Annotated in this window: 15 protein-coding genes and 2 pseudogenes; 10 read left to right on the forward strand and 7 right to left on the reverse strand. The window is 40.2% G+C overall.

Translation table 11 applies throughout. The annotated features are described in order from the left end of the window. Window positions 1–124: 124 nt before the first annotated feature. The 3 genes from ACYP5M_RS15365 to ACYP5M_RS15375 form a co-directional block, all read right to left on the reverse strand. The gene (locus ACYP5M_RS15365; protein ID WP_434168197.1) at window positions 125–1843 is read right to left on the reverse strand and encodes a right-handed parallel beta-helix repeat-containing protein; all 1719 of its coding nucleotides are present in this window, start codon (window positions 1841–1843) and stop codon (window positions 125–127) included. A gap of 473 nt (window positions 1844–2316) precedes the next feature. Further along, window positions 2317–2859, reverse strand: coding sequence for a hypothetical protein (locus ACYP5M_RS15370; protein ID WP_452445195.1), 543 nt, complete (start codon window positions 2857–2859; stop codon window positions 2317–2319). An 8-nt stretch (window positions 2860–2867) separates the two neighbouring features. Then, window positions 2868–4061 (reverse strand): ParM/StbA family protein, encoded by a 1194-nt coding sequence (locus ACYP5M_RS15375; RefSeq protein ID WP_048680510.1) that lies wholly within the window; start codon window positions 4059–4061, stop codon window positions 2868–2870. A 341-nt stretch (window positions 4062–4402) separates the two neighbouring features. Here ACYP5M_RS15375 and ACYP5M_RS15380 point away from each other — a divergent pair, with 341 nt between their 5' ends. Next, the gene (locus ACYP5M_RS15380; RefSeq protein WP_434168199.1) at window positions 4403–4717 is read left to right on the forward strand and encodes an FAD-dependent oxidoreductase; all 315 of its coding nucleotides are present in this window, start codon (window positions 4403–4405) and stop codon (window positions 4715–4717) included. A gap of 92 nt (window positions 4718–4809) precedes the next feature. Here ACYP5M_RS15380 and ACYP5M_RS15385 read toward each other — a convergent pair. Continuing rightward, window positions 4810–5122 (reverse strand): annotated as a pseudogene (locus ACYP5M_RS15385) (ParM/StbA family protein); the annotation flags it as partial. A 364-nt stretch (window positions 5123–5486) separates the two neighbouring features. Between ACYP5M_RS15385 and ACYP5M_RS15390 the strand changes: the two are divergent. The 3 genes from ACYP5M_RS15390 (at window position 5487) to ACYP5M_RS15400 (ending at window position 8114) form a co-directional block, all read left to right on the forward strand. Then, entirely contained in the window at window positions 5487–7007 is a 1521-nt protein-coding gene (locus tag ACYP5M_RS15390) for an FAD-dependent oxidoreductase (protein ID WP_459735224.1), read from the forward strand. Between the two features lie 111 nt (window positions 7008–7118). Next, window positions 7119–7313: a YwbE family protein gene (locus tag ACYP5M_RS15395; RefSeq protein WP_260358825.1), complete on the forward strand. Its 195-nt coding sequence runs from the start codon at window positions 7119–7121 to the stop codon at window positions 7311–7313. 138 nt (window positions 7314–7451) lie between these two features. Next, entirely contained in the window at window positions 7452–8114 is a 663-nt protein-coding gene (locus tag ACYP5M_RS15400; protein WP_452445197.1) for an SIMPL domain-containing protein, read from the forward strand. 59 nt (window positions 8115–8173) lie between these two features. Here the strand turns inward: ACYP5M_RS15400 and purU are convergent, their stop codons facing one another. Further along, window positions 8174–9073 (reverse strand): formyltetrahydrofolate deformylase, encoded by a 900-nt coding sequence (gene purU / locus ACYP5M_RS15405; protein ID WP_260358827.1) that lies wholly within the window; start codon window positions 9071–9073, stop codon window positions 8174–8176. A gap of 684 nt (window positions 9074–9757) precedes the next feature. On the opposite strand from purU, the gene ACYP5M_RS15410 reads away from it, so the two are divergent. From ACYP5M_RS15410 to ACYP5M_RS15435, 6 genes and pseudogenes are all read left to right on the forward strand, one after another. Continuing rightward, complete coding sequence (locus ACYP5M_RS15410; RefSeq protein WP_459735225.1) at window positions 9758–10510, forward strand: hypothetical protein; 753 nt, start codon at window positions 9758–9760, stop codon at window positions 10508–10510. 425 nt (window positions 10511–10935) lie between these two features. Then, window positions 10936–11204 (forward strand): annotated as a pseudogene (locus tag ACYP5M_RS15415) (DUF3969 family protein). A 1139-nt stretch (window positions 11205–12343) separates the two neighbouring features. Then, on the forward strand, window positions 12344–13123 hold the full coding sequence (locus tag ACYP5M_RS15420) for a transporter substrate-binding domain-containing protein (protein ID WP_230176058.1): 780 nt from the start codon (window positions 12344–12346) through the stop codon (window positions 13121–13123). A gap of 26 nt (window positions 13124–13149) precedes the next feature. Continuing rightward, window positions 13150–13815 (forward strand): amino acid ABC transporter permease, encoded by a 666-nt coding sequence (locus tag ACYP5M_RS15425; RefSeq protein WP_048685680.1) that lies wholly within the window; start codon window positions 13150–13152, stop codon window positions 13813–13815. Between the two features lie 11 nt (window positions 13816–13826). Beyond that, window positions 13827–14567, forward strand: a complete 741-nt coding sequence (locus tag ACYP5M_RS15430; protein ID WP_095390614.1) for an amino acid ABC transporter ATP-binding protein — start codon at window positions 13827–13829, stop codon at window positions 14565–14567. Window positions 14568–14866: 299 nt separating this feature from the next. Then, a complete protein-coding gene (locus ACYP5M_RS15435) occupies window positions 14867–16519 on the forward strand; it encodes a glutamine--tRNA ligase/YqeY domain fusion protein (RefSeq protein WP_459735226.1) in 1653 nt (550 codons plus the stop codon). Between the two features lie 64 nt (window positions 16520–16583). On the opposite strand, the gene ACYP5M_RS15440 is transcribed toward ACYP5M_RS15435, so the two are convergent. Further along, window positions 16584–17438 (reverse strand): STAS domain-containing protein, encoded by an 855-nt coding sequence (locus tag ACYP5M_RS15440; protein WP_434168206.1) that lies wholly within the window; start codon window positions 17436–17438, stop codon window positions 16584–16586. A gap of 22 nt (window positions 17439–17460) precedes the next feature. Then, complete coding sequence (msrB, locus tag ACYP5M_RS15445; protein ID WP_434168207.1) at window positions 17461–18420, reverse strand: peptide-methionine (R)-S-oxide reductase MsrB; 960 nt, start codon at window positions 18418–18420, stop codon at window positions 17461–17463. Between the last annotated feature and the right edge of the window lie 103 nt (window positions 18421–18523).

The following is an 18523-nucleotide window of genomic DNA, read 5'->3' on the forward strand; positions in this document are numbered from 1 at the left end:
ACAGAGTAATGCTTTGCTTCACCCCAGAAAACAAATGTAACACTTAATATAGGTGAGGCATGTCCCTTTTTTAGAATGAGGCGTTTTAACTTTGAAACCCACTAGCATCTTGTACAGCCCTCCCTTACTCTAGATAATTCAGATGTGTTTCACCATCTTCCATGATGTTTTTCACATTAGGTTTGTTCCAATCAAGGAATGCCGAGATGGCAATCCAGTCATCCAGGCGGTTATAAACCGTTTTATCATGTACATGGATTTCATGCCCAACTTCGGTAAATCTGTTATCCCCTTCAATGACGTTGTTTTTCATGTTCAAAGAGGTGATGGCATAGTCATTTGTAGGGCTGCCGTTATTATGCGACCCTCTGATACCAATGCCCGCTGAAATGAACTTTTCATCGGATTTATGAATTTGGTTTATGATGTTTCCTTTGATTTTGGTGAACTTGTTGGAGCTAAGCATCGCGATCCCATTGTTGAGGCTATTTTCAATGATATTGCTTTCAATAAGGGCATTTTTGGTCACATGAATACTGATGCCTCCCCATTCCTCGACAGCAGCCCGGATATCATTCACATAATTGCCTTTAATCACGACCTTTTGCAGGAAGCCCATCTTTGTTTCAGTAAGATCATGGTATTGCGTTCCGTTGACTGTAATGCCCCGTTCGCTGACTGTTGCATTTTTACCTATATCGTAATACGCATAATCATTAAAAGAATTGATTCTATTCCCCTCAATCGTAATATTGCCGGGTGGGTAAGCTGAGATAGCTCCTCCCTTGTAATCCATTCCGCCGACAATGATTGGAAAACGCGTGTTTAAGATGACATTATTCGTGAAGGAAACATTTTGGCCTGAATGGGTGTCAATCCCTTCCCATCCAGGGTTGTTCGCCACCACATTCCCCTCGACTGCGATTGTGTCACTTCGCTGGAACTTTGATTGAGTCATTGCATCTCCGGCACTGTCTTTCCGGTGACTAAAGGCGATGCCATAGCTTTGTTTGGTATTGCCCACCGTCTCCCCGGGCCCAAGGTTTCTCACCGTCGCATGCCTTACAGTCACGTTACTCGCGGAATAACCGCCGATGCCTGCATATCCAATATCCTTTATGGCCATTTTGTTTCTTTTTCTTGAATCAGACCCTTTAATCATGACTCCATTCACATGTTCTAAGTAAATGCCATATCCCTCATACCCGGAAATTTGAACATCCTCGATCAGGATATTTTGAAGCCTGTGCAAATCATTCACAGCCGAATAGACAGACACCAAATCCGCCGTGGATTTGGATTGATCGATTGCAGTGACCTCAATGCCCCTGTTCCTTGCTTCAAAATAATTTCTCGGTTTCCCAGTTTTGGGGTCTTCCGTCCTTCGTTTTCCTTCTAGTATCAGGTTTTTGACACCAGTATGGCTCACCATGATTTTAATCGTGACAGAATTGCTTGAGGGCTGGGTACACATTGTCGTGACGGGGCGATCGTTCTCAACCGTCCCTTCTAAAATGACCCCTTCTTTCATTGCAATAAAGGCACTCGCCGTAAACTGGCCTTTTGACAAACGGACCGTTCCCCTTTTCCCATTCGATACATCTTGCGGATAGGCGGAAACCTTTGTAATGGCATTATTAAGGATCGTCCGGATCGATGTGCCGGAATGGTTTGCGTCTAGTGACAGCGTTTGTTTTAACTCCCCTTTATTGTCCAATAACTGAATCGCGGTGCCCGTTGTGGGACTGCAGATCTCGTTTGCCCCGACTGCAGTTGATTGAAGGGAGAAGAGCGCCACGATAAACACAGTAAATATTCCTGTTATTTCATATAATCGTTTCATCTGAATACTCCTATGTCTTTTATTCATTTTTTCTACAGTTGTTTTGCATTTTCCAGGGCAGAAACCAGACACGACACCCTAGTCGACCTAGAAAAGAGTGGTGCCTATCTAATGTTACAAGGGATTTGAGATGTGAGTTTCTCAAAATCAACATAAGATGTTTTAATCTTGGAACAGTCGCTTAAACGTATAGTTCATTCGACAATTTCCCCATACAAAAAACCTTCAATAGCTCAGGGGTAAACCGGATTGTAATGGGAAAACAAACCTCCTTGCGCCACTATTGAAAAGAGGAGGAATGTGTCCGGTGTTACTTGGGGGACTCGTCATTCGACAGAAAAAGCCTTTCCCCGATGTTTGCCGGGAAAAGGCTGCAGCTTGATATATTCTTTTTTATGTTTCATTCCTCATAACCCCCGCAAAGAAAAAGGAGGATATCCGACTTGTCGCCGGATATCCTCCTATATGTTCACTCACTGGTTCATTTGATCGAGAAAATCACCAAGAAGATCATCAAGATTTTCCTCTTCAGGTTCTGGTTCCTCCACTTGTTGAGTGGTTTTTTCCAAACTCCAATCAAAGTCATCCAAATTTTTCTTAGATATTTCTACCTGCACCACTTCATTATCCTGTTCTTCGGGCTCATCCTGCAAATAAATCTCCTCATTAATTACATTGCTGTCTAATGAGGCTAGCAAGGCTGTTGCGCGTAAAGGATCGGATAAAAGATGGTACATAATCGTTCCAAGCATAGCTTCTGAGTGGGAATGCTTGAGCCAGTCACGCTGAGATTTGCTAAGCTTGTTCGGCATGGGCAGGGCAATCATTTCCCGTTCCTGATGGGTCGATTGTCCGATTCCATCGAGAACATACTCGGCAATTTTACTGGAAAAATTCCTTCTTTCCGTTTCCTTCAATTTCTGCAGCTGCCTTAACGTATAATCTGATACATCTGAAGGGATACGAAAAGTGATGGCTTGTCCTCTTTTGATTTCAGAAGAAGCTGTTTTTTTCATTCTCTCACCTATTTAACAGCACCTGATCTTTGTTCTTTCTTCTTTTGGTGGGATTGCTGCTGTTCCTTTGAATTCCGGCGATTAAAATCCGAAATCAATTTATAATAGGCGTTGGCCATCATCCAAACGCTTTCCCGTTCATCTTCAAAAAAGTCGATATTGTAGCCATCAAAATTCTGATTGAGCGTTTTCAGGTAATCTTTCAAGACAATCGAACCTCCGCCAACAAAATAGCAGATTTCCGTTTGCGAGTTTTTCTGCCATACGTTGCGCAGATGGCGATATTGCTTTTTGGCAAGTTCTCCTAAAATCCGGTCGACGATATCATGGACGCTTGTCCGGCTTCCGCGAACCATAATATGGTTACGATCGTTTTTCTTCGTGATGATTTCAACGACATCTCGTCTGCTATCCAGCTCGACACCGTGTTTTTTTCTGATTTCTTCACGAATAGATTCAAGAGCCTCAGCTACTCCTAGATTGAATCCTTGCGCCTTATCATCGTCAACTTTACGGTTTTTAATGACCGCGATATCTGTCGATAGTCCGCCAATATCTTGAATGAGAATTCTTCTATCTATTAATTCACGGTTAATGATATTCAAATCATTGTCCATGACTAAATTAATGTATGCGGCGAAGCCCTCTGGATAGACTTTCACTTCATCAAATTTGATATTAACCTTAATACCTTGGTATTTAGGTGTAATTAAAAATTCTACTTGGTGAACGGATCCCAGTAGCTTCGAACGGTACCCAACATCTTTCCCTTCCTTAACTTCCCGAAGAGGTAGACCTGTTCCAAGCGTATAATTCGCTTCGACAACGTTATTTACTTTTTTGAACTTATCATTATTCCCTTGCTTGGCAGCATCCAATGCAATAGCCGCAAAAAGCATGACTAATGTTTGGTCTTCCTCTGATTTACTGCTCCCCAAATCTAGTTCTGTTGGGTTATCACTTTTTGTCGCTAAATTTCCGACACGATAAATGGCATTATTGTCTTGCAATGCTGGTGAATGGACTCTAATATGTAACCCTTCCAATGGGTTTTTTTCATCGAGTTCTTCGATTCCTATGACCGGACGATCTTCAATGTCTTTTGCAATGACATTTGGTATATATAGTTCAGACTCTAGCTTTCCAAAAATAGCTTTAATTGCATCATTTCCTACGTCTATTGCTGCGATTCTAGAACTCATCTAAAAAACATCCCCTTTTTCATAAAAAAATTTAGGTGGAGCACTCTATTAAGCATAGAAAAGGTTTCTATATTAGTCAATGCTTCATAAGTTGTAGCTTTATTTGTCGAATTGTATTCATTTGTGTACACATTAGGAACAAATATGTACACACGTTATATATAGCCATGTGTACTCATTTGTAAACGTGTTTACTTTTTTGTGTACAAACCAACTATTTTTGTTTACATGTATACGATATTGCAAACAAACAAAAAAACTAACTTTTAATAATCTTCTTCATATAAAAGAAAGCGTAAAAAGAAGAATTTGATCATGGTAATAAATTGGTCAAACCACTAATGAAACGTAGGAAGATATTAAAATCACCGAAAAAACACAGAACTTCCTCAATATCCGTAGCCATATTGGCGCAGCACTTTATCCTTCCTTCGTTTTCTAAGCTAGAAACAGATATAACAACTGATGTCTTAATTGTTAATGGCGGAATTACGGGTATCACTTCAGCTTATCTATTAGCCAAGCAAGGTGTGAAAGCCACATTCACTGAGGCAGATGAGACCCTTAATGGAACAACAGGCCACACAACCGCAAAAATCACGGTCCAGCACGGCTTGATTTACGACCAATTTATTACTGATCACAGTGAGGAATAGTCCAGACTATACTATATGAGGCCAACACTGAAGGAACGGAGCTATCAAAAGGTTTGATAGAAGAACATTCTATTGAATGTACAAGATGCTTATGTATACGCAAATACTAATGTTTGGTCCTCCTCTGAGTTACTGCTCCCCAAATCTAGTTCTGTTGGGTTATCACTTTTTGTCGCTAAATTTCCGACACGATTAATGGCATTATTGTCTTGCAATGCTGGTGAATGGACTCTATTATGTATCCCTTCCAAGGTTTTTTTCATCGAGTTCTTCGATTCCTATGACTGGCCGATCTTCATGTCTTTTGCAATGACATTTGGTATATATAGTTTTAGGCTCTAGCTTTCCAAAAATAGTTTTAATTGCATCATTTCCTACGTCTACTGCTGCGATTCTAGAACTCATCTAAAAACACCCCCTTTTTCATAGAAAAAATTAGGTGGAGCACTCTCGATAGAAGAGATTTCTATATTAGTCGATGCTACATAAGCTGTAGCTTTATTTTCATTTGTCGAATTGTATTCATTTTTGTACACATTAGGAACAAACATGTATACACCTTATATATAGCCATGTGTACGTACTTGTAAACATATATACATATTTGTGTACAAACCATCTATTTTTGTTTACATGTATACATAATTGTAAACAAACCAAATAATGTATTTTTTTAGTCTTTCTTCTTACAAAAATAAGCGTATAAATAGCGGATTTGGGTATGGTAATAAATGGACGATTCACTAATGAACTGTATGGAGGTATTCAAATGACTGAAAAAAATACAGACCTTCCCCGATTTCCGGAACCTTATTGGCGCAGTGCGTTGACATTCCCTACTTTTTCTAAATTAGATACAGATTTAACCACTGATGTCTTAATAGTAGGCGGCGGAATTACCGGAATCACATCTGCTTACCTACTAGCTAAACAAGGTGTTAAAGTCACACTGATTGAAGCAGGCGAAATCCTTACTGGAACGACAGGACACACTACAGCAAAAATCACGGCCCAACATGGCCTGATTTACGACCAGCTGATCACTGACCATGGTGAAGAGAATGCCAAACTTTATTATGAAGCCAATACAGATGGAATGAAGCTGATTAAAGACTTGGTAGAAGAACAATCCATTGAATGTAATTTGACAGCACAGGATGCCTATGTGTACGCAAATACGGACGAATATCTAAGCAAAATCCAAAAAGAACTGAGAGCCTATCAAAAACTTGGCATTCGGGGGGATTATGCGGAGAATATCCCTTTCTCCATTCCATGTACAGCTGCTGTGATAATGAAAGATCAAGCACAGTTTCACCCATTAAAATATTTAACGGCCCTCATTTCGACAATTCTCGATGCAGGAGGCACCATTTATGAACGTACAACGGCAATGAAAATTGAAGACGGCGATCCACCGACCGTTCTGACCGATAATGGACATACAATCAAAAGCAATCAGGTTATCGTGGCCTCCCACTTCCCTTTCAATGATGAAAAGGGCTTATACTTTGCCCGTGTTCATGTAAGTAGGTCCTATGTGCTTGGCATCAGGACTGAACAGGAGTATCCAGGCGGGATGTATTACAGTGCAGACAGCCCTAGCCGCTCCCTTCGCTATACGGAATTGGACAATGGGGAAAAACTTATACTTGTTGGCGGAGATGGCCATAAGACAGGCCAGGGAATCTCGACGATCGAGCATTATGAAGCACTGAAGGACTTCAGTTCCCAGTATTTCGATGTGAAGGACATTCCCTACCGCTGGTCGGCACAGGATATCGTGACACCGGATAATATCCCCTTCGTCGGTCCAGTGACAGCCAACCAACAAAACGTCCTGATAGCTACCGGCTATGCGAAATGGGGAATGACGAATGGATCGATTGCCGCCAAGATCTTAACTGACCGGATTTTGCAAATAGATAACAGGTATGCGGAATTGTATGATCCTGCCCGTTTAAAAGGCGTGAAGAATATAGTCCAAGATAATGCTGATGTGGCGAAGCATCTGATTAAAGGCAAATTGGCCGTCATTCAAAAAACGCCGGAAGACTTAGGAATTGATGAAGGAGCAATCGTGAAGGTGGATGGAGACAAAGCTGGGTGTTACCGTGATCATGATGGCCAGCTTCATATCGTTGATTCCACATGTACACACATGGGGTGTGAAGTTGCCTGGAATAGCGGCGACCGTACTTGGGATTGCCCATGTCATGGCTCCCGCTACTCCATCGCTGGTGAAGTGTTGAATGGCCCTGCTGTCGAACCATTGAAAAAAATTCGCTAAGTGCCAATTGTGATTTTATCTAAAAGTCGACTGGGCCCGTCGTTTTCCTTATACTGAAGTTACTGCATGATTGAATGGTTGCAAATAACTCTGAAAAGGATTGAATTGAACATGAACGGTAAAAACCGGAAAGATGTTACCCCAGGTGCCTCTGTGGACATTGTACTTAAAGCAGATCAACGCACCGGAAAACTGACAAGCGGCACTGTAAAGGATATTTTAACCAACTCCAGCACTCACCCTCATGGAATTAAAGTAAGGTTGACTGATGGGCAGGTTGGCAGGGTTCAAGTCATTCATAAGTAATGCGCACTCGGTCTTGGCCGAGTGTTTTTTTATGATCATTCGAACGAATTAATGACGATGGGGATATTTCAATCATGTTTCCCGTTCATAATTCGTACAATAGGGGTGAGATTATCTCTTATAAAGGCTGGTGTCAAAATGAATCAAGAATACAATGCCCCCGAAAGGGATTATTACCGCAATGATGATCATACATTGAAAGTTTCCGGCTCAGAGACGCTATCTGCTGCTCCGGATCAAGCCACGATCACCCTTGGAGTCATAACAGAGGATAAGGATCCGCAAAAGGCCCAGCAAGCCAATTCCCAAGCAATCGCAAATGTCATCGCATCACTTAAATCCGCAGGCATTCCCGAAGAGCAATTGAAAACGAGTGATTACAGAATCGATCCACAATATGATTATATTGACGGAAAGGAATTGTTCAAGAACTATAAAGTCCAGCACATCATACAAGCCCAAACGTCCGACATCGAGAAAATAGGCAGCATAATCGACACGGCCGTCAGAAGCGGCGCCAATTCAATCACCAGCATCCGCTTCTCTTTATCAAATCCAGATGCATACTATAACCAGGCACTTTCTCTCGCCTTAAAAAATGCATATGAAAAAGCACTCTCCATGGCTCGAACACTGGGAATCTCATTGAACCCAGTTCCTAATAAGGTTGAAGAGCTATCCGAAACGGCAACCCCAATGCTTTATCAAACAAGTACCTTTTCAAAAATGGCGACGACTACCCCGATTCAGCCTGGTGAACTGAACATCACTGCCTCAGTAAGGGTGGAATACACGTACTAACACTCACTAAATTCCATCCTAAAAACCCCCCTTGGCAACCCAAAGGGGGGTTTTTCATTTTAAAAGACTACCGTTTTATTTTCATGAACAATGACGCGGTCCTCCAAATGCCATTTAACGGCACGGGCCAGCACCCTGCGTTCAGCTGAACGACCGATTTTCTTCATATCCGCGGCAGAATCACGATGGTCCACCCGTTCGATATCCTGCTCGATGATTGGACCTTCATCCAAATCATTCGTCACATAATGGGAAGTCGCCCCAATCAGCTTAACACCTCTGTCATAAGCTCGTTCATAAGGCCGTGCTCCAATGAAGGCAGGTAAAAATGAATGATGGATATTGATGATTCTGTTCGGATGGGCCGCTACGAAGTCCGGCGTCAATATCTGCATATACCTGGCCAATACAATAAGGTCCACCTTGAATTCTTCCAGAAGTCCAAGCTGTTTAGTCTCCACTTCCTTGCGTATATCCTTATTGGCAGGAATGTAATAAAACGGGATGCCCATCGATTCGACAATTTCCCTCGTATCTTCATGGTTGCTGATGACTAGCGCAATGTCAGCCAATAAATCCCCGCTTTGCCACTCCCATAGCAATTCCAAAAGGCAATGAGGCTCCTTGGAAACAAAGATGGCCGTTCTCTTCAAATCACTGACATGGTTAAATGTCCATTGCATCGAGAATGCTGTCGAAACTTCCTGGAATGCCAGTTGCATATCCGCTGCCTTATCCTTCAATCCTGGACAATCGAACTCGATCCTGGTGAAAAAGGTACCGCCCTCAGGATTCATCGAATACTGACTCAATTCAACAATATTTGCATCATATTCTTTAAGAAAAGCCGTAACTGTCGAAACAATTCCCGGCTGGTCCGGACATTTTATAATCAAACGGCCTCTATCTTGATTTCTTTCGCGAAATTCCTGTAACTGCTCTTGCACAAAGTTGCTCACCATTTTCCCAACTGCCCTTCTTCTATTTTGCTATATTATACTTCAATTCATGGCAAAAATTAAAGTCAGTCAATCAATTCGGGATTTTGTTGGTAGCCACGACGATTCGAAACATTCCACTTTTATTCCAACATACACAGATTACACAGTAGGAATAAGTACAAACATATTTAAAAATTTTTGGTTACAAGGATTTGTACCTTAATATCCTATCTATAACATCTTTATCCTGTAAAAAAAATTGGTGTTTATATTTAATAGAAATTAATAAAGTTCCAATAATGAAATAAATTATTTATATATTGAAACTCTAAAAATCATTTCTTATGTTACGTTTGGGATGATTTTAGGCAATATTAAAAAACTATCCAACCACTTGCAGGCAGCATTATTACAACCTCTCTTATTCTGAGCTATACATATTCCGGAAGCACAGTGGATATTATTCTTTCCAATTTAAACTAATTCCTATTTGACGTTAAAACAAAACAATGATGGAGTGGGGAAAATAAGATATGGCTACTTTAAAATTAAAAACTAAATGGCTGTTTTCTTAAGAGATTCGAAATCACGTAATCTTTTGGTTGTTTCAGTGTTAAAACATTTGATTTCAATTTTGAGAAATGCACGTCTCTCTTTTCATTTAACATAGAATACACAAACTAAATGGAGGGAGAAATAACAATGATACAAAAAATGAAATCTTTACTATTTTTATCCTTGATTCTAGTTTTAGGAGCCGCTCTACTCCCATCTCATGTATTTGCAGCTGAGGGTAACTCAACTGTAACGGAGGAAAAGCCAGTTGAAAGACAACCAACATCATTAGACCCGATTGAAATTAAGGAAATTAAATTTAAAATTAATAAAAATTTATCAGACGAACAAATCATTGATAGATTTAAAGAAATTAATTCAAAATATAATATAAATGAACCCTTTTCATTGGAAGATACAGAGTTTATAAGAGCTTATGCTTCAAGTACAAACGAAACGGAGGACATTGCCGTCCAACCAACTAACTTAATTCAACCAATTTCACTGAAATTTGGTAATACAAATAGCCAATCTTTTAGTAAATCAAAATCAAAATATGGTGTCACTGTTAAATTCACTGGAAAAGTTTATACAAATATAAATGTATTAAATCATAGTTATCGAGGAAACCTTAAAGCTACGATTCCTGCCGGAAGTTCAAAAGTTAAAGGAATAAAAACTGCTGTAACAAATGTTGCTTATGGCGTACTAGGAAAAAGCGGAACTTACGTAGGCATAGTTTATAGTGGTTCCGCACAAAGTAGCACAACCACAAAAAAAACATCATGGGCAATGGATAAGACTGTAAAATATAGTGCAATTGCTGTAGTATACACATACACTGATGCTTATGTAGAAGTTAAAACAACTAGTGGGTCCTTCAACTTATATGCATTCTAAGGAGAAATAATATGAAAACCTTTAGTCCAATAGGAGCTTTAATAACAATAGTTATAATAACTTTAATAGGCTTTCTTCTTTTTAAAATTGCAAGAAGATTCAAAAGATAAGAATAAGTTTTAAATGTGACAAATTGGGATAAGCCGCTAAAATTAGCTGCTCATTCTTTTTTTTTTGCAAATAATCTCCCATTACAAGTATCGCTATGCCTAGTAAAATAGTAATTACAATTATTGAAACTCTAAAAGACTTTACGCGTGTTACTTTTGGAATAAGTTTAATTTTTATATGAAAACTTCATTAATCATGAAAATTAAACTATATTTCCAAAGTAAATCAGGTTTAGTGTTTGACGTTAAAACAAGGATGGAGTGTGAAAAAATAAAATGGTTACCTTAAAATTAAAAACTAAAGAGAAAGAACATATGGAGAAAGCTATACTTTTGTTAATCTTGGGAATAACAACTGGGTTAAAGAAACAAATAATTACAGATGAAGGTGAAAAACTAATTTTCAGTCCTTATGTTATAGATTTATTAAGTGAATATAATTTAGATCCCATTTTGTTGATTTAATACATCAGGGAACGGAATTAGAAGATATACTTTCAATAATACCTGAAACAATTACTAATAAGATTGAAGATATACAAGTCAATACTTTATCTGCGAGCGGAAAAGGCAATTTCAATTAACAGAACATTTGTTGGATGTGTAAATATTATTTAATACCAAACTCGATATTGTTATGAAAACAACTAGTGGACCCTTTAAATTATTTGAATTCTAAGGAATAAATGGTAAATGTGTCTCAGTTTAGAGATGATTTTTTATTTATTATTTATTTTGTTTTTTTCACCTAAACTTGCCGCTAGAGATAAAAAGATATAAGGGAACGCCAATAAAATTAAATCCGGGAATCCGTATTTCTCAAATACTAGGTTGTTCGGGGTTTCCTCATCAATATAAAGCCAAAGCCTGCCATATAAAATCCAACTAGTAAATAAGTTAGAAGGGAAATAGCCAGGGTACTTATAGCTAGTGTATCTAATTTGATTTTAACGATAGTTAATCCGAAGTAGATCACATAAACAATTCCTAAAAGCAGTAACAGTAGAGAAATATAATCTGGCTCATATATTGCTTGATTCGAACTGCTAAACATATGAAATCACCTCTTACTTCAAATCTTTTATTCTTCCTTCTTTTGAACTTGATACATGGGATTTAAATGAAGCATCAGCTTTTAATTCAGCCTACATATCTTTTATTAATGAAAATTGAATTGTAATAATTTAATCGTATATAAGAGGAACTTGTTATACATTCCTACTTTGGAACAATGGGTTTCATTTTTGAGTAAATAAAGAGAAAGTGATGATATGAAATGAGGGTCTTTTATTCCAAGAGTCACTAGTTCTACTTTGTAACACTTGCAAAATCAAATGGAGTTTCCATTTGATAAAGGTATCCTCTAGTCATATTTCATAGGTTTTAATCGCGGAAAAGTCGGCCTGATCACGGTCGGCTTTTTTATATTGAAATAGAAATTACCTATATGGAATTGAAAAGATACCATTAGTTCCCACCCTCTATTAATAGGCGCTATCATTCTTCCAATAAATAACTGGTGAATTTAAAGGAAATGAAGGCAAAGGCCGAGAACCTTTATGAAATGCATAGTTAAGGGGGATTCTTGAATGAAATGTCGGCATGATCTGGACAACCATTTTTATTTCAGTTTTTATTTTTCCTAGTTAATAAGGTTATTCACTGCCTTATAAGGGTATAGACCATTCTATTAGTTTTTTTCAAAGGGGGAAATGAAATTATCATGAAATCATCAGTTACATTCATTGTATCCATTCTGGCTGTTCTTGGTCTTCTGTCCGGCTGTGCTGAAAAGGACCAGCTGGAGGACGGGAGTAAGCTGATCAATGAGGACCAGTTTGTTTTCGCTGCTTCAGGTGAATTCAAGCCATTCAGTTATGTCAATGATGACATGACCGTAACCGGGTTCGATATTGAAGTTGGCGATGCAATTGCAAAGGAACTCGACCTAGAGCCAGTGCCTAAACGGATAAAGTTCAAAGGTATCGTGGAAGGTGTTAAAACCGGTCGGGCAGATGCCGCGGTTGCCAGTCATACAATCAATGAACAACGAAGTAAACATGTTGCCTTCTCTACCCCTTATTACTATTCAGGTCCTCAAATTTTTGTCCGTTCGGATAGTGATATTAAAACGGTTGAAGATTTAAAGGGTAAGGAAGTTGCGGCTTCTAAAGGCTCTACGTACGCAACCACAGCAGAAAAATATACAACCAATGTAAAAACCTATGACAGTGATATCACCGCCCTGAAAGCATTGAGCGGAGGGCGTCATGATGCCGTCATCACCGACTTCGTAACCGGCAAGGAAGCGACCAAGGAAGGTTTCGACATCGAAGGAAGGCAATTGATCGAACGAAGCGAGCAGGCCATCGTACTGCCTAACGACAACCCTCAGCTGCTTGCACGCATCAACGAAGCACTTGAAAACCTTCGGGAAGATGGAACTCTTGCGAAAATCAGCAAAAAATACTTCGGTGAGGACATCACAACTAAGCCTGAATAAAGATTGATAGAAAGGGAGTCATTACATTGCCAAGTTTTTCACATTTTTTTGATACATTATTTAGCTCCTCGGACGTATTCATCCGAGCCATGCTCCTCACATTGGAACTGACGGTAGTCTCCATATTGGTAGGTATCGTCATCGGTTTGCTATTTGCACTTTTAAAAATATCCAATATAAAAATTCTTGCATGGATTTCAGATACATATGTATTCCTGGTACGTGGAACACCTTTAATCGTACAGATATTCATACTCTATTTCGGTATCAGCAATCTCTTCTTACTGCCGGACTTCTGGGCGGCGTCACTTGCCCTGGCCTTCCATAATGGAGCGTATATCTCAGAGATTTTACGTGGGACGATTCAATCCATCGACAAAGGCCAAATGGAGGCCGGACGCTCCCTTGGCATGAGCAATTCGCTCACCTTAAGGAGGATCATCTTGCCTCAAGCCTTCCGCCGCGCATTGCCGCCGCTTGGCAACCAATTCATCATCGGACTGAAGGATTCATCACTTGCAGCCTTCATATCCATGAATGAGCTGTTTAATGTGGCGACTACGTTAGGCTCGAATAATTTCGATGAAATGACTTATTTATTGATTGTAGCGGTCTACTACTTGATTCTAGTGGCATTCCTGACCATTATCGTCAATTTATTCGAAAAGAAACTGTCCATTAGTGATCGATAGGGGGAATTGAAATGGAACAAAAAGAAATGATTCGGATAAGGAATTTAAATAAATCGTATGGAAATCTGCATGTACTTAAAGATATTGATATGAAGGTACTCGATAGCGATGTTGTCTGTCTGATCGGACCAAGCGGTTCCGGAAAAAGCACCCTACTCCGCTGTTTGAATTATTTAGAGAAGAAAGACAGCGGCCAAATCCTCATTGAAGGAACGGAAATCAATCCGGGTACCCATGATATTAATAAAATCCGCGAAAAAGTCGGAATGGTATTTCAGCATTTCTACCTCTTTCCTCATATGACCGTACTGGAGAATGTCATCGAAGCACCGACACACGTCAAAAAGGTCCCTAAGGCCCAAGCGATTGAAGAAGCAAAGGCATTGCTTGCAAAAGTCGGTTTATCAGATAAAGCGGATGTCTATCCAAGCAAGCTCTCAGGTGGCCAGAAACAGCGTGTTGCCATAGCCCGCGCCCTTGCCATGAAACCTGATATCCTGCTCTTTGATGAGCCCACCTCGGCTCTGGATCCCGAACTTGTCGGTGAAGTTCTTGCCACGATGAAGGAACTTGCCTTGGAAGGGATGACAATGGTAGTCGTTACACATGAAATGAGCTTTGCACGTGAAGTCGGGGATTGGATTGTCTTCATGCATAATGGTAGGGTTGTCGAAAGCGGACCGCCAAAAGAATTCTTCACCAATCCAAAGGAAGAGCGTACAAAAGAATTTTTGCAAACGACAGTCTTTTGATTTCAATTCTAAAATCTGTCTGCTAGCGAGATTATAAGCAATACAGGCGTGAATTCCTGTATTGCTTTTTTTGAATGAAAAAGGATTTATTGGTTTCCTTAATATCCAGTTAGGTAGTTCCCTAAATTACCTGATTAAAGTTTCAGGGATATTTCGGCTCCGATTGTACAAACTAAATACTTGATGAATTGTTTCAGATAAACCCTGATTCCGGCTTGAACATGGAAAAATATCTGTATTTATGGTATATATACAGGTAAAATTAAAAGAAGTATATAAATGAAAGAGGTCGAATTCAGTTGGAAAATAACTCTTCGAATTTTATTAAAAATATTATAAAAGATGACCTAGAGTCCGGAAAACATGATCATGTCATCACCCGCTTCCCTCCCGAGCCGAACGGATATTTACATATCGGACATGCCAAATCAATCATTTTGAATTTTGGGGTGGCTGATGATTTCAATGGGAAAACTAACCTTCGTTTCGATGATACGAATCCGTTGAAAGAGGATATTGAGTTTGTTAACTCCATAAAGGAAGATGTAAAATGGCTCGGTTACGACTGGGATAACCTTTTCTTCGCTTCCGACTATTTTGATGAAATGTATAAAAGAGCTGTGCTGCTCATCAAAAAAGGACTGGCATATGTGGACGACCTTAATGCCGACCAAATCCGTGAATATCGCGGAACGCTGACAGAGCCGGGGAAAGACAGCCCCTACCGAAATAGAACCGTCGAGGAAAATCTTGAACTATTTGAAAAGATGCGCAGCGGCGAATTCGAAAACGGCAAAAAAGTATTGCGTGCAAAAATCGATATGAGCTCACCTAACATTAATTTGCGTGATCCCGTCATATACCGTATCTCCCATACTGAACACCATAATACCGGCAACAAATGGTGCATCTACCCAATGTATGCCTTTGCCCACCCAATTGAAGATGCCATCGAGGGAGTCACACACTCCATTTGTACCCTTGAGTTCGAAGATCAACGCCCTCTTTATGACTGGATCGTTGAGAATTGTGAAATGGAAAGCAAGCCAAAACAATATGAATTTGGCCGTCTTAACCTGACCAATACAGTAATGAGCAAGCGTAAACTGAAGCAGCTTGTCGATGAGGGCTTCGTGGACGGCTGGGACGACCCGAGGATGCCTACTGTTTCAGGCTTGCGGAGACGCGGGTATACACCAGAAGCGATTCGTGCATTCTGCCAAGAGATAGGCGTCGCCAAAACAAGCGGTGTCGTGGACTCTCAAATGCTTGATCATTTCGTGCGGGAAGACTTGAAGCTGAAGGCTCCACGGACTATGGCCATCCTGAACCCGCTTAAAGTGGTCATCACCAACTATCCGGAGGGCGAGATAGAATGGCTGGATGCTGAGGTCAATCCGGAAGTTCCGGAAATGGGCACACGCCAAATCCCGTTTTCACGTGAAATATATATCGAACAGGACGATTTCATGGAAAACCCGCCGAAAAAGTATTTCCGACTTTTCCCGGGCAATGAAGTTCGTTTGAAACATGCTTATTTCATTAAATGTGAAGAAGTGATAAAAGACGATGCCGGTAACGTCATTGAACTTCGCTGCACATACGATATTGAAACGAAAAGCGGATCGGGTTTCACTGGCCGTAAAGTAAAAGGTACATTGCACTGGGTAGAAGCTTCACAAGCCGTTTCAGCGGAATTCCGCAACTATCAGCCTTTAATCCTGGATAAGGAAAATGATGAAGAGGAAGAAAAATCATTCCTGGACCGGGTAAACCCTGATTCTATAGAAATTTTACAAGGATTTGTCGAGCCTAACATGAAAGATGTTAAGCCTCAGGATAAATTCCAATTCTTCAGGCATGGCTATTATAATGTTGATTCAAAACTCACTGCGGCCGATCACTTGGTCTTCAACCAAATCGTCGGGTTGAAAAGTTCATTCAAGTTATAGAATCACGAAAAAGAACCAGATTCCTAGCGGGATCTGGTTCTTTTTCATTTTCTGCACCCTTATATCATTTTTTCTCGTAAAGTTTGATCCCTTGCTTGGAAAGAGCCTGTTTAAGAGTACTATGTGTCGAAACCTGACTAAAATCAAGACCTAACTGAATCGATGTCTGGGCCACTTCAGGACGAATCCCGGAAATGGTCGATTGAATGCCTAACAGGTTCAGGGTACTTATCAATTGATAGATCTGTTGGGCAACCATCGTATCCAAAAGGGAGACCCCCGATAAATCGATGAATAAGTGTGTGATATTTTTGCTAATGCATTTGCTTGGAGTCCCATTCAATATTTCCTTTGCCCGATAGGTATCGATTTCACCGATTAACGGCAATACCGCAATGGCATCAACAATGGGAATGACAGGTGCGCCCAGTTCATTAATCAGCTCCTGTTGAGCAAGGAGTCGTTCTTTTGTCAAAAGGTAATACTGCTCTGTGAACTCACGGTTCAATTGATCGAAGGCACGATTAATAAGCCGGCTCCACCGGATGATTGTATCCTTCGTTATCTTCGTATCCATGAGCATATAATCAGTGATGAAGGCCCAATATGTTTCGCGAACCTTATTAAGCGCTTCCAACACTTCGTAAATAGGGGTGTCAGATTCAACCCTGCTCTTCGCGACAAGTGTGGCCCACTGCTCCATCGTTTCAATAAAGGCAGTTTTATCTTCAAGCAAAGCACTGGTCACTGTCTTGATCGTCAATGTATTCTGTTCCCTAAGCAGCTTTTCGATTTCCTCATTAGAATCCATTGAATAGATGGATCCAGACTGCTTTTCCCTTAAAGCCAGCCAGTTTTCCGTAATCTTCGACGAGTTATCAAGGATATATTGATATAAATTTTCATCTATTTTATCCATTTGTGTTCCCCTATCTCCCTAGTTATTTCATTTTAAAAAGTAATAATAAGTCACCATATCCCTCTTTCTCCATTTCATTTCTAGGAATGAATCGAAGGGCCGCAGAGTTTATGCAATATCTTGTGCCTTTAGGGCTTGGGCCATCAGGAAAAACATGTCCAAGGTGGGAATCGGCGTCCTTGCTGCGCACCTCGGTCCGGGTCATTCGGTGGCTGAGATCGATTTTTTCATTGACACTTGCCGACATGATGGGCTTCGTGAAGCTAGGCCACCCACAGCCGCTATCATACTTATTCCGCGAACTGAATAGAGGCTCCCCAGAAACGACATCCACATAGATGCCTTCTTCAAAGTGATCCCAATAGGCATTATCGAAAGGCGGCTCCGTGCCATTTTCCTGGGTGACATGAAACTGACTCTCCGTTAAGGTTTTTCTAAGGTGTGCATTATCCTTTGGCCAATTTTCTTTAATGAAAGCATCCCGTCCTGAGCCTTTACGATATAATGCATAGCGAAATTGATTTTTTCGATAGAACTCTTGATGATACTCCTCAGCGGCGTAAAAATTCCCCGATGGTAGAATACCCGTAACAATAGGTTTCTTAAACCGCCCGCTCATCATTAAGTCTTCCTTCGATTGTTCTGCCTCCTGTTTCTGAAATTCATTAAGATAGAAAATGGCTGCTTTGTATTGCTTTCCCCTATCCGAGAACTGCCCCTCGTCATCCGTAGGATCAATTTGATGCCAGAATATCTCCAATAAGGTTTTATATGAAATGATTGATGGATCGAATACCACTTGAACCGCTTCAACATGATCGGTCGAACCGGTAATCACTTGTTTATAACTAGGTGCGGCAAATTTACCGCCTGTATAACCCGATGTCACTGAAATAATACCATCCATTTCATCAAAGGGAGCAACCATGCACCAAAAGCAGCCTCCTGCAAAGATAGCCGTTTCTTTTCCATCCATCGTCATGCTAAAACTCCCCTTTCACGCCTGTCATTTTATGTATTATATACCAGCAAGCCAAACACCTTCAAAATATTGTATCTTTGCTGTACAAATATAAAAGAGGCAC

The organism is Peribacillus sp. N1, assembly GCF_054600815.1.

Excerpts from the sequence above, each read along its gene's own strand:
- ACYP5M_RS15365 (WP_434168197.1), bottom strand. The coding sequence starts at position 1,843 with ATGAAACGATTATATGAAATAACAGGAATATTTACTGTGTTTATCGTG.
- ACYP5M_RS15370 (WP_452445195.1), bottom strand. The coding sequence starts at position 2,859 with ATGAAAAAAACAGCTTCTTCTGAAATCAAAAGAGGACAAGCCATCACT.
- ACYP5M_RS15375 (WP_048680510.1), bottom strand. The coding sequence starts at position 4,061 with ATGAGTTCTAGAATCGCAGCAATAGACGTAGGAAATGATGCAATTAAA.
- ACYP5M_RS15380 (WP_434168199.1), top strand. The coding sequence starts at position 4,403 with ATGAAACGTAGGAAGATATTAAAATCACCGAAAAAACACAGAACTTCC.
- ACYP5M_RS15390 (WP_459735224.1), top strand. The coding sequence starts at position 5,487 with ATGACTGAAAAAAATACAGACCTTCCCCGATTTCCGGAACCTTATTGG.
- ACYP5M_RS15395 (WP_260358825.1), top strand. The coding sequence starts at position 7,119 with ATGAACGGTAAAAACCGGAAAGATGTTACCCCAGGTGCCTCTGTGGAC.
- ACYP5M_RS15400 (WP_452445197.1), top strand. The coding sequence starts at position 7,452 with ATGAATCAAGAATACAATGCCCCCGAAAGGGATTATTACCGCAATGAT.
- ACYP5M_RS15410 (WP_459735225.1), top strand. The coding sequence starts at position 9,758 with ATGATACAAAAAATGAAATCTTTACTATTTTTATCCTTGATTCTAGTT.
- ACYP5M_RS15420 (WP_230176058.1), top strand. The coding sequence starts at position 12,344 with ATGAAATCATCAGTTACATTCATTGTATCCATTCTGGCTGTTCTTGGT.
- ACYP5M_RS15430 (WP_095390614.1), top strand. The coding sequence starts at position 13,827 with ATGGAACAAAAAGAAATGATTCGGATAAGGAATTTAAATAAATCGTAT.
- ACYP5M_RS15440 (WP_434168206.1), bottom strand. The coding sequence starts at position 17,438 with ATGGATAAAATAGATGAAAATTTATATCAATATATCCTTGATAACTCG.
- msrB (WP_434168207.1), bottom strand. The coding sequence starts at position 18,420 with ATGACGATGGATGGAAAAGAAACGGCTATCTTTGCAGGAGGCTGCTTT.